The organism is Providencia heimbachae ATCC 35613 (genome assembly GCF_001655055.1).
Taxonomy (GTDB): domain Bacteria; phylum Pseudomonadota; class Gammaproteobacteria; order Enterobacterales; family Enterobacteriaceae; genus Providencia; species Providencia heimbachae.
This window is the reverse complement of the sequence record NZ_LXEW01000035.1, coordinates 57,956-69,942: the sequence shown is the minus strand read 5'-3', so window position 1 is coordinate 69,942 and position 11,987 is coordinate 57,956. Positions and strand designations below refer to the sequence as shown.

Annotated in this window: 8 protein-coding genes; 7 read left to right on the top strand and 1 reads right to left on the bottom strand. The window is 40.7% G+C overall.

What is annotated here, in order from left to right; genetic code table 11:
- Positions 1-25: 25 nt before the first annotated feature.
- Entirely contained in the window at positions 26-1,849 is a 1,824-nt protein-coding gene (gene typA / locus M998_RS12050) for a ribosome-dependent GTPase TypA (RefSeq protein WP_068438605.1), read from the bottom strand.
- 553 nt (positions 1,850-2,402) lie between these two features.
- Here typA and M998_RS19815 point away from each other — a divergent pair.
- From M998_RS19815 to M998_RS12015, 7 genes are all read left to right on the top strand, one after another.
- Complete coding sequence (locus M998_RS19815; RefSeq protein WP_232007527.1) at positions 2,403-3,161, top strand: PadR family transcriptional regulator; 759 nt, start codon at positions 2,403-2,405, stop codon at positions 3,159-3,161.
- A gap of 395 nt (positions 3,162-3,556) precedes the next feature.
- Positions 3,557-4,966: a glutamate--ammonia ligase gene (gene glnA, locus M998_RS12040; protein WP_068438608.1), complete on the top strand. Its 1,410-nt coding sequence runs from the start codon at positions 3,557-3,559 to the stop codon at positions 4,964-4,966.
- A gap of 151 nt (positions 4,967-5,117) precedes the next feature.
- A complete protein-coding gene (gene glnL / locus M998_RS12035) occupies positions 5,118-6,167 on the top strand; it encodes a nitrogen regulation protein NR(II) (protein ID WP_068438611.1) in 1,050 nt (349 codons plus the stop codon).
- A 9-nt stretch (positions 6,168-6,176) separates the two neighbouring features.
- Complete coding sequence (gene glnG, locus M998_RS12030; RefSeq protein ID WP_068438614.1) at positions 6,177-7,667, top strand: nitrogen regulation protein NR(I); 1,491 nt, start codon at positions 6,177-6,179, stop codon at positions 7,665-7,667.
- A 541-nt stretch (positions 7,668-8,208) separates the two neighbouring features.
- Positions 8,209-8,733 (top strand): fimbrial protein, encoded by a 525-nt coding sequence (locus M998_RS12025; RefSeq protein WP_068909074.1) that lies wholly within the window; start codon positions 8,209-8,211, stop codon positions 8,731-8,733.
- Between the two features lie 58 nt (positions 8,734-8,791).
- On the top strand, positions 8,792-9,460 hold the full coding sequence (locus M998_RS12020) for a fimbrial biogenesis chaperone (RefSeq protein WP_068909072.1): 669 nt from the start codon (positions 8,792-8,794) through the stop codon (positions 9,458-9,460).
- A gap of 25 nt (positions 9,461-9,485) precedes the next feature.
- A complete protein-coding gene (locus tag M998_RS12015; protein WP_068909070.1) occupies positions 9,486-11,987 on the top strand; it encodes a fimbria/pilus outer membrane usher protein in 2,502 nt (833 codons plus the stop codon).

Below are 11,987 nucleotides of genomic sequence, written 5' to 3'. Positions count from 1 at the left end.
GACTGAAATTATTCAGTAGCTAATATTATTCGTCTTTAGAACGGCTTGAACGACGACGGTCATTCTCAGTCAAATGACGCTTACGTAAGCGAATTGACAGTGGTGTCACTTCAACTAGTTCATCATCATCGATAAACTCAAGGGCTTGTTCCAGTGACATTTTGATTGGTGGTGACAATGTTGTTGCTTCATCAGTACCTGATGCACGCATGTTCGTCAGTTTTTTACCAGTCAAACAGTTAACAGTCAGGTCATTTGAACGTGAGTGAATACCGATGATTTGGCCTTCATACACTTCAGCACCATGGCCTAAGAATAATTTTCCGCGATCTTGCAGGCTGTACAGTGCATAAGCAACAGCTTTACCTTGACCATTAGAAATCAGAACACCATTTTGGCGACCACCGATTTCACCTGGGCGAACATCGTCATAGTGGCTGAATGTTGAATACAGCAAACCTGTACCTGAAGTCATTGTCATGAATTCAGTACGGAAGCCAATCAGGCCACGGCTAGGAATGATGTAATCAAGACGCACACGACCTTTACCATCTGGCATCATGTCACGCAGGTCACCTTTACGCTCACCCAATGCTTTCATGGTGTCGCCTTGGTGCTGCTCTTCAACGTCTAAAGTGACTTGCTCGAATGGCTCTTGTTTACGGCCATCGATTTCACGAATGATAACTTTAGGACGAGAAACCGCCAGCTCAAAGCCTTCACGACGCATGTTTTCGATCAGAACAGATAAGTGAAGCTCACCACGACCTGAAACACGGAATGCATCTGGATCTTGGGTTTCTTCAACGCGCAACGCCACGTTGTGAACTAATTCTTTATTCAGACGGTCAAGAATTTGACGTGAAGTCACGAACTTACCTTCACGGCCACAGAATGGTGAGGTGTTAACACAATAGAACATGCTAACGGTTGGCTCATCAACTGCCAGCGCAGGCAATGCTTCAACGTTACCAACATTACAGATGGTATCAGAGATATTCAGTTCACCCAAACCCGTCAGAGCAACAATGTCACCCGCTTCTGCTTGTTGTGAATCGATGCGCTCTAAACCTAAATGCGTCAGAACTTTACCGATTTTACCGTTACGTGTTTTACCTTCACTATCAATGACAGTGACTTGTTGGTTAGGTTTAACCACACCACGTTTAATACGGCCAATACCGATAACACCTAAGTAACTGTTGTAATCCAACTGCGAAACTTGCATCTGGAAAGGACCTTCCAGATCAACTTGAGGTGGCTCAACATACTTCACGATAGCTTCGTAAAGTGGCGTCATATCTTCAGCCATTTCAGTATGTTCATTACCCGCGATCCCCATTAATGCAGAAGCATAAACGATAGGGAAGTCGAGCTGCTCATCCGTTGCACCTAAGTTAACGAATAAGTCGAATACTTGGTCAACAACCCAGTCAGGACGAGCACCAGGGCGGTCAACTTTATTGATAACAACAATAGGTTTTAGACCATTATCAAACGCTTTTTGTGTCACAAAGCGAGTTTGCGGCATTGGACCATCAGTTGCATCAACAACTAATAGAACGCAGTCAACCATTGACATAACACGTTCAACTTCACCACCAAAGTCGGCGTGACCCGGGGTGTCTACGATGTTGATGTGATAACCATTCCATTGAATAGCTGTGTTTTTTGCAAGAATGGTGATACCACGCTCTTTCTCCAAGTCATTGGAGTCCATAACACGCTCGTCGACATTTTCACGTTCACCGAACGTGCCTGATTGCTGTAGTAGTTTACCAACCAGTGTAGTCTTGCCATGGTCAACGTGAGCGATGATGGCGATGTTTCTTAAGTTTTGAATTGACAAGGATTTTTACCGTTTAATTGACAGAAAAGGAATATGCCTTTTGAGTCGTTATTATAGCTCAAAGCATACTTTCTACGTTAATTTGCTGTTATTTTACACGTTTTTCCACACAAGTGGAATAAATGTGAAACCCATCACTATATAAAAAGTTTTTAACGAAAAAACATTCAGTTGCGTAACAATGCTGGAAGATTTTAGAAAATTGCTCATATCAGCACTGAGAAATCACAAAGTAGCAGAATAATACGCTAAAAAATAAATATTAGCAGCCCAAAAAAAGAATAAAAAATAAACTTTCTTTCTCTATTACCACTTTTAATGTCTTTCTGTGTCGTTTAGATATATCTAAATTGACACTTTCGATATATCTAAATATAGTAATTGGCATACTCTTTATCCAAAATATCCCAATATTATCACTTAACGGCATCACTATTTATTTTGAAAGACATACAAAAAAATATGTGGATCAAATTACTGGATACCGCCAATCACACAGTTTTAAGAGTATGACGGATATTTAGATATATCGAAAAAACAAAAAGAGGTTTATATGCTAATACATTCTTGCCGTCATGTATATCATTCACATCATGACGAAAATCAACGAGGCCACGGGGGGAGTTGCTGTCACGGCGAAGGCCGTCATAGTCACGAACAGGGTAAAGGCTGTCACGGCGAAGGTCATCATGGCCACGAACAGGGTGGAGGTTGTCACAACGAAGGCCGCCATGGTCACGGACGTGGTGAAGGTTGTCACGGCGAAGGCCGTCATGGTCACGGACGTGGTGAAGGTCGTCGAGGTAGAGGAAAAGGCTTACGCCGTCTCTTCGACCATGGGGATCTTCACATTATGGTGCTTTCACTTGTTGCCAAAAAACCGAGTTATGGCTATGAAATTATTAAAGACATTCAGGAAGCATCGAGTGGCCTTTATGTTCCTAGCCCTGGCGTTATCTATCCAACATTAACCTTACTCGAAGAACAAGGCTTCTTAGAGTCACAAATTGTTGAGCGTAATCGTAAAAGCTTCTCTATTACCCCCGAAGGTGCTGAGCATTTAGCGCAAAATAAAGAAACTGAAGCAGTTATAGTTCGCAAATTGGCGAAAGCGCGTGATCTACAACATGGCGGTAATCTAGCGGAAGATATTGAAACCGCAGTAAACCGCTTCAAAGCTTTATTACGTCATAAAATGGTTCTGAAGCAGTTAAACGAAGAACAAACTCGTCAAATTGCCTCAATCATCAATGATGCGGTCAAACAGATTGAAGAAGTGAATGCGTTATTAACCGATAATGATGATGAGTAGCTAGTACATTATTATTTACCCATTCTTTAAATCAGTTATATTTATTCAGCTTTACACTTAAACAAGATGTAAAGCTGATATTTATTTCCCCATCACCATCCTTCCTGAATGAGAAAGTCAAGAATGCACCTTAATGGCGCATAAAAACACTATGCGCACCATAATGGTGCATAATTGAACGGTTTTTTATTCACCACTCAAATATTTCCTCGTAACAATCAGTATTTGCTATGCTTTATAAAGTTGGCACGTTTTTCGCTTATATTAATTGCAGAGCCTATATAAGATTCAGGCTAGTCATAAAATAAATACTGACGCTGCAAAGCCAGACAAACCAACAAATGCATTAATCTGATATAGTCATTTGTTGATTAGACCCGACCAGGAGAGCCAGAATGTCCGCTGAACATGTTTTATCGTTAATTGAAGAGCACAATGTTAGATTTATTGATCTGCGTTTTACCGATACTAAAGGTAAAGAGCAGCACATCACTATCCCTGCTCATCAAGTTGACGAAGACTTCTTTGAAGAAGGCCAAATGTTTGATGGTTCATCAATCGGCGGCTGGAAAGGTATCAACGAGTCTGACATGGTATTAATGCCAGACCCAACGACTGCGATGTTAGACCCATTCTACGCTGACAGTACGTTAATTATTCGCTGTGATATTCTAGAGCCTGGCACAATGCAAGGCTACGATCGTGACCCTCGCTCAATTTCAAAACGCGCTGAAGATTTTCTACGTTCTAGCGGTATTGCTGACATTGTGCTGTTTGGGCCAGAACCTGAATTTTTTATCTTTGATGACATCCGTTTTGGTAACAGTATGCACAGCAGCTACTACCACATCGATGATATCGAAGGTGCATGGAACTCAGGAACTAAATATGAAGGTGGCAACAAAGGCCATCGTCCTGCTGTAAAAGGCGGTTATTTCCCAGTGCCTCCTGTCGATTCATCACAAGACTTGCGTTCTGCAATGTGTACCACCATGGAAGAGTTGGGCTTAGTTGTTGAAGCTCACCACCATGAAGTGGCGACTGCCGGTCAAAATGAAATCGCAACCCGCTTTAATACCATGACTAAAAAAGCGGATGAAACCCAAATTTATAAGTATGTTGTCCATAATGTCGCACACACTTACGGCAAAACAGCGACTTTTATGCCAAAACCATTGGTCGGCGATAACGGCTCTGGCATGCATTGCCATATGTCTTTATCAAAAGATGGTGTCAACTTATTTGCGGGTGATAAATATGGCGGTTTGTCTGAAATGGCGCTGTACTATATCGGCGGTATCATCAAACATGCCCGTGCACTAAACGCATTTACTAACCCAACCACGAACTCATACAAACGTTTAGTGCCTGGTTTTGAAGCCCCTGTCATGTTGGCTTATTCGGCACGTAACCGCTCTGCATCTATTCGTATTCCCGTAGTTGCAAGTACTAAAGCACGCCGTATTGAAGTCCGCTTCCCAGACCCAGCGGCTAACCCATATTTGGCGTTTGCTGCCCAGTTGATGGCTGGCCTTGATGGTATCATCAACAAAATTCATCCTGGTGATGCGATGGATAAAAACCTGTATGACTTACCGCCAGAAGAAGCAAAAGAGATCCCAACGGTTGCGGGTTCTTTAGAAGAAGCACTGGCTGAATTAGATAAAAACCGCGAGTTCTTGACCCGTGGTGGTGTGTTTACTGATGATGCGATTGATGCATACATTGAATTACAACGTGCTGACATTCAACGTGTCCGTATGACGCCGCACCCACTCGAATTTGAAATGTACTACAGTGTGTAACACGCCGTTCCACTGATAGTCTTTGTTGCCGTGAAACATTTGCCCCATCAATGATGGGGCCTTTTCTCTCTAAATTGGCGGTCAAAATTCAAATGTCGGTTGTTGGCTAAATCACGTATAATGCACCAAAATAGTGCAGGAGCAACATGACATGAAAGCCAAACACTTACCCGCACCAGAACATATCCTCGACTCCCTCATTAATAGTGTGCTGATATTGGATTATGATCTTGTCATTCATTACGCTAATCATGCTGCACTGGAAATTTTAACCCAAAGCCAACGTAAGCTATACGGTACTCCACTTCCCCTACTTTTTAGCTATTGTTCTCTCAATGATGAGCTGATGTTAAAAAGCTTAAAAGAGGGACACAGTTTTACTGAAAATGAAGTCACATTAGTATTTAATAATCATTCACATGTAATGTCATTCAGCGCCCAATCCTATTCCGAACAATTTATTTTAGTCGAGCTTTCTCAGCTAGATAGCCAGAGACGCCTTAGCCAAGAGCTTGCGCAAAATGTCCAGCAACTTGCTGCTCGCGAGCTTATCCGTGGACTTGCCCATGAAATCAAAAACCCACTAGGGGGATTACGTGGTGCAGCTCAATTATTGTCTAAGGCGCTTCCCGACCCACAATTGAACGAATACACTCAAGTGATTATCGAGCAAGCTGATCGCCTAAGAGCCCTTGTCGATAGGCTGCTTGGCCCACAATATCCAGGTCCTAAAACGCAGCAAAGTATTCACCATATTGTCGAAAACGTGACTCGATTGGTCTCACTAGAAAAATCCGCGGATATTACACTGATCCGCGACTATGACCCTAGTTTGCCTGATCTTGAGTATTATCCAGACCAAATCGAGCAAGTACTACTCAATGTCACACGCAACGCACTTCAAGCACTAGCTGGAACTGGGGGAACGATCACCCTACGTACTCGCACGGCTTTTCAAGTGACTTTACAAGGTGAGCGCTATCGACTGGCGGCACGGATTGATATTGAAGATAACGGCCCCGGCATTCCATTAGCTATTCAAGATACATTATTTTACCCGATGGTCAGTGGCCGCCCAGATGGTACGGGCTTAGGGCTATCAATTGCCCGTAGTTTAGTTGACCAGCACTCAGGAAAAATTGAATTTACCAGTTGGCCTGGGCACACCGAATTTTCTATTTATCTGCCAATCAAGAAATAGGGGATAACTATGCAGCAGGGAACAACTACGCAACAGGGAAAAATTTGGGTCGTTGATGACGACAGTTCCATTCGATGGGTATTAGATCGAGCACTTAGCAGTGCCGACTTTGCTTGTACCTGCTTTGATAGTGCAGATGCCATGCTATCCGCTTTAGAAAAGGAACTTCCTGATGTATTACTCTCTGATATTCGTATGCCGGGCATCGATGGTTTAGCACTGTTAAACCAACTCAAACAATCTCATCCGCTACTACCTGTTATTATTATGACGGCTCACTCTGACCTTGATGCGGCAGTTAATGCCTATCAATCAGGGGCATTTGATTATCTTCCAAAACCCTTTGATATTGATGAAACCGTCGCTTTAGTTGAGCGAGCACTTAATCACAGTCGAGAACAAAACCATACGAGCCGTGATGCCAAGCCGCAAAATCAGGTAGTTTCTTCAACAATGATTGGTGAGGCACCTGCGATGCAGGAGGTCTATAGGATCATTGGCCGGTTATCACGCTCATCAATTAGTGTGCTCATTAATGGTGAATCAGGTACAGGGAAAGAACTGGTTGCTCATGCCTTACATCAACATAGTCCTCGCGCCAATGAGCCTTTTATTGCCCTCAACATGGCCGCAATCCCCAAAGATTTAATTGAATCAGAACTTTTTGGCCACGAAAAAGGCGCCTTTACTGGAGCAACTCAAGTTCGTCAAGGTCGCTTCGAACAAGCCAATCGTGGCTCATTATTTTTAGATGAAATTGGCGATATGCCCCTTGATGTACAAACACGATTGCTGCGAGTTCTTGCTGAAGGGCAATTTTACCGTATTGGCGGTTATACCCCTGTAAAAGTGGATGTACGTATTATTGCGGCAACCCACCAAGATCTTGAGAAACGCGTAAAAGAAAACTTATTCCGTGAAGATTTATTTCACCGATTGAATGTCATTCGCGTTCAATTACCCCCGTTGCGCGAACGTCCAGAGGATATTCCACGCCTTGCTCACTTCTTTTTGCAAAATACCGCCAAAGAACTCGGAGTAGAAAGCAAAGTTCTCCACCCGGATAGTGAAAAAATTCTTCAACGCTACTATTGGTCAGGTAATGTTCGCCAGCTAGAAAACGTGTGTCGCTGGCTCACTGTGATGGCAGCCAGCCAAGAAATTCTCCCACAAGACTTACCGAATGATCTGCTCGAAGAACACACCACCGAAAATCAGTCATTAGATAAGCAATCGCCAGAAGCTGGGCAATTATTATCCCCCCCCCAACGCATCATAGGTAATGAACTTCCATGGTTCGAGCTATTAGGACAATGGACCGATAATGCGCTACAAGATGGCAAAGAAGATTTACTGGCTCAAGCAATCCCACTATTGGAACACACCATGCTAAATTGTGCGTTGAAATACACCAATGGCCATAAACAAGAAGCTGCCCGATTATTAGGCTGGGGTCGTAATACCTTAACGCGTAAATTAAAAGAGTTAGGAATAGAGTAATACCCATCAATGAAAGATAATTAGATTGATGATTAAGCATCAATCTAATTACTCTAATCGAATACTGAATAGTTCACCTATAAAAAACACTCATAAAAATAAAATAAAATATTTTTATGATGGTATATTCTTAATCACATCTTAAATACTATTAATTTAAGATAGTCTTTATTTGACGTTCTATAAAACCTCGAATAAACATTTAAAATTAAATATCAAAAAATCTCCATATACGTGATTAATTAATCTTAAAATACATATCAAAATTATTATTGGCATTATATCGTTATTTAACTAAAACAATACAAAAACAAACCAATCAATACTGTAATTTACATTACCTTCCATCCGAAATATAACTCATAATGTGTTTAACAGAATAAAATAATATCTATTTTATTTGTTTTTATAATATTACTCTTATTTAGCCATGACTTGTTTATTTATTAAAATAATCACAAAATACCCTCCAGTTGAGTAAGCGTTTATTTTATTCGCTCTCAATGTAATTAAATAAAAATATTCCTTTGGAGAGAACTGAATGAAAAAGAACTTACTTGCATCTTTAATTGCTGCGACTTCTATTTTTGCTATTAATAATGCATTAGCCGCAGATGGCACTATTGATTTTACCGGTGAAATCACTGACCAAGCCTGTGAATTAGCAGCAGGTTCAGATGCATTAAAAGTTAATTTAGGTAAAGTATCTAAGAAAGCATTACCAAGTGCAGGAAGCACAGCCGCTGCAACTAAATTTACTATAAAATTAATTAACTGCCCAACAACAGTCACTGCGGCCTCAGTTAAATTTGATGCAGAATCTTATTTAGGTGATGACAGTGTGATTAACCTAAAACAAGAGGCCAATGTTGCAACCGGTGTCGGCATCCAAATCACTGATGATGTAAATACCGTTGTGCCATTATTTACTGCCTCTAAAACTTATCCACTTAAAGATGGTGTAGAAAATAATTTAGATTTCAGAGCGCGTTATATTGCTAAATCAGATACGGTAACAACGGGCCCTGCAAACGGTACAGCAACATTTACAATTAATTATAACTAATTAACCCATAAGGTTTAAATGGAATTAAACCTTATTTAATTTACTTGATGGTGGTAGCATGAAATATATTATTGTTTTTTTAACCTCTTTATTTTTATTGATCAACACCGCCAATGCTGGCGTTATTATTGGAGGAACCCGCATTATTTATAATGAGGGTAATAAAGACGTCAGTATCAGTGTTGAAAATCCTGATAAAATACCATATTTAATTCAATCATGGATTGACAATAAAGAAGAAAAAAAACAATCAGACTTCACCATTACACCACCACTTTTTAGACTAAATGCAGATAAAACTAATGCGTTACGCATTTTTTTAACAGAGAATAAACTACCAAGCGATAAAGAATCATTATTTTGGCTAAATATAAAAACCATTCCAGCCACAGAGCGTACTGAAAATTCATTACAGATTGCATTTAAAACACAAATAAAATTAATTTATCGTCCGAAAGCATTAAAAGATATTAATTTTATCGAGGAACAGAAAAAATTAACTTGGTCAAAATCAGGTAATCATATTACGGTGCAAAATCCAACACCCTATTTTATGAATTTTCAAAGTATTACTTTTAATGGGAAAAAAGTTAATGACGTTTCATATGCTGCCCCGTTTTCCACTACGTCTTTTGAAATAAATGATACTACCGATAGAGGCTCTGTACAGTGGGAAATCATCAATGATTACGGTGCTGCATCAGAACCTGCCGAGATAAAAATATAGTCTTATATATAATTAGGTTTCCATAATGAAAATAAATAAAATATGCTTTAGCCTATTTTTATATTTAGGCTATACAACATCCTTGTATGCTGAAAATGATAAAATCTATTTTGACCCTGATTTTTTAGAGTTACCCAATAAAGAAGCAGTAGACTTATCACGATTTGAAAATAATGAACAATTAGCCGGCCAATATTATGTGGATATTTATGTTAACTCTAATTTAATTGGCGCTAAAAACATTAAATTTGATAAAATTAATAAGGGCGAGTTATTACCCTGCTTATCCCTTGCAGATTTAAAAGATTTTGGCGTAAAAACAGCTGAGTATCCCGAATTACAAGCGCAAGAGCAGAACTGTGTGAATTTATCGGCCATTCCTGATGCAAAAAGCACCTTTGAATTTGATTCCCAACGTCTGTACTTAAGTATTCCACAAATTGCGCTATCACGAAATCCGCGTGGCTTTGTCGACCTTGCGGATATTGATAATGGCATCACCGCTCTGATGCTCAATTATAGTTATAACGGTTCAAAAAATTATGATCGTAAAAAGAACGGGTCGGATACTACTTCGAATTACGTTAATTTAAGGCCGGGTTTAAATATTGGCGCTTGGCGTATACGAAATTATACCACTTGGTCAAACAGTGATGAGCAATCGGGTAAATGGGACACCATTTACACTTACGCTTCTCGTGGTATTAATAAAATTAAAAGTCAGTTAACTCTGGGGGATAGCGTATCACCCTCTTCTGTATTTGATAGTGTGCCCTTTCGTGGCGCTCAATTGGCGACCGATGATGATATGTATCCGGAAAGTTTACGTGGCTATGCACCTGTCGTCCGCGGAATAGCCCGTAGTAACGCACAAATTACTATTCGCCAAAATGGCTATACCATTTACCAAACTGAAGTGGCCGCAGGGCCATTTGAAATCACCGATTTATATCCAACGGGCGGTAGTGGTGATTTACACGTCACCATCAAAGAATCCAATGGCAGTGAACAGTATCAAATCGTGCCATTTGCCTCCCTACCGGTGTTACAGCGTGAAGGCTATATGTCTTACAGTGCTACCGCGGGGCAATATCGCTCTTATGATAGCCATGTGGACAAAACCAACTTTGGTCAATTCACGCTAATTTATGGGTTACCTTATGGCATCACCGCCTATGGGGGAAGCCAGCTCAGCGAAAATTATCAATCGTATTCCATTGGGTCAGGACAAAATCTTGGGCGTTTTGGTGCCATTTCTGTCGATATCACTCATGCAAATTCCAAACTGCGTGATGATTTAAAAGAGAGCGGACAATCCTATCGTTTTCGCTATAACAAAAACCTCAATGATATCGGTACTAACATTGCATTAGCGGGATATCGCTATTCCACAAAAGGATTTTACAGTTTATCGGAAGTATTTGACGGCTTCAGAGATACCCATTATACCCCTGAAATTGAGCGTCGCCGTAACCGTGGTGAAATTACCCTCAGCCAAAATTTAGGGGATAGCTACGGTTCGATTTCTGCTGGCTATGTGAATGAAGATTACTGGAACAGTGATCGAAAAACACAATCGGCTACCTTGGGCTACAACAACAGTTGGCAAGGTATTAGTTATGGGTTGAACTATACCTATAACAAAAATACTAATAACTATTCATATACTTCGGGTAGTAAAAAACAGAATGAAGACGACCATCAATTCGCCTTTTCCGTTAGCGTACCCTTCACTGTATTCGATGATACTTTCTACTATAACTTCAACAGTAATAGCAGTAGTAACAGTCCAAGCACCGGCAGTATGGGCGTTTCAGCTTCCCAATTAAATAATCGGCTAAATTGGAGTATGCAACAAGGGTTCACCACCAAAGATACCGGTACCTCAGGCAATATGAATGCCTCCTATAAGGGGCAATATGGTGAAGTTTCGGGTGGTAGTGGCTACAGCAAAGACAGTTACAACCTATATTACGGTGCCAATGGTAGCTTAGTTGCCCACTCGGGAGGCCTTGTTCTCGGTCAACAACTCGGGGAAACTGCCGCAATCGTCGAGATCCCCGATGCGGGAGATGTACCGATATTGAATCAAGCAGGTATTGTCACTAATAATCAAGGTTATGCATTAGTTCCATATATTAGTGCTTATCGTAAAAATACCATTGATATTGATACCTCCGCACTACCAAATGATACTGAAATGGAACTCACTAGCCAGAGTGTTTCTCCGAGTCGTGGCGCCCTGGCAAAAGCCAGCTTTGCTGCCAACGTGGGTTATCGCGCTATCATGATAATTAACTTTGCTGACGGCAAACCCGTTCCGTTTGGCGCACAAGCTATCTTTAAAGATAACGGTCAATTAAATGGTCTAGTGGGTAATGACGGTGAATTATATTTATCCGGTTTAGCGGAAAGTGGTCATTTTATTATTCAATATAATGATAAACAGCAGTGTCAGGTTAATTACAATCTAGCCGACGTTTCGAATTATATGGGTTTATATAAAATTACGACGACTTGCCAATAG

Bases quoted from the DNA above. Each gene is read 5' to 3' on its own strand.
- glnA (WP_068438608.1), top strand. From the start codon at position 3,557: ATGTCCGCTGAACATGTTTTATCGTTAATTGAAGAGCACAATGTTAGA.
- glnG (WP_068438614.1), top strand. From the start codon at position 6,177: ATGCAGCAGGGAACAACTACGCAACAGGGAAAAATTTGGGTCGTTGAT.
- M998_RS19815 (WP_232007527.1), top strand. From the start codon at position 2,403: ATGCTAATACATTCTTGCCGTCATGTATATCATTCACATCATGACGAA.
- M998_RS12025 (WP_068909074.1), top strand. From the start codon at position 8,209: ATGAAAAAGAACTTACTTGCATCTTTAATTGCTGCGACTTCTATTTTT.
- M998_RS12015 (WP_068909070.1), top strand. From the start codon at position 9,486: ATGAAAATAAATAAAATATGCTTTAGCCTATTTTTATATTTAGGCTAT.
- glnL (WP_068438611.1), top strand. From the start codon at position 5,118: ATGAAAGCCAAACACTTACCCGCACCAGAACATATCCTCGACTCCCTC.
- M998_RS12020 (WP_068909072.1), top strand. From the start codon at position 8,792: ATGAAATATATTATTGTTTTTTTAACCTCTTTATTTTTATTGATCAAC.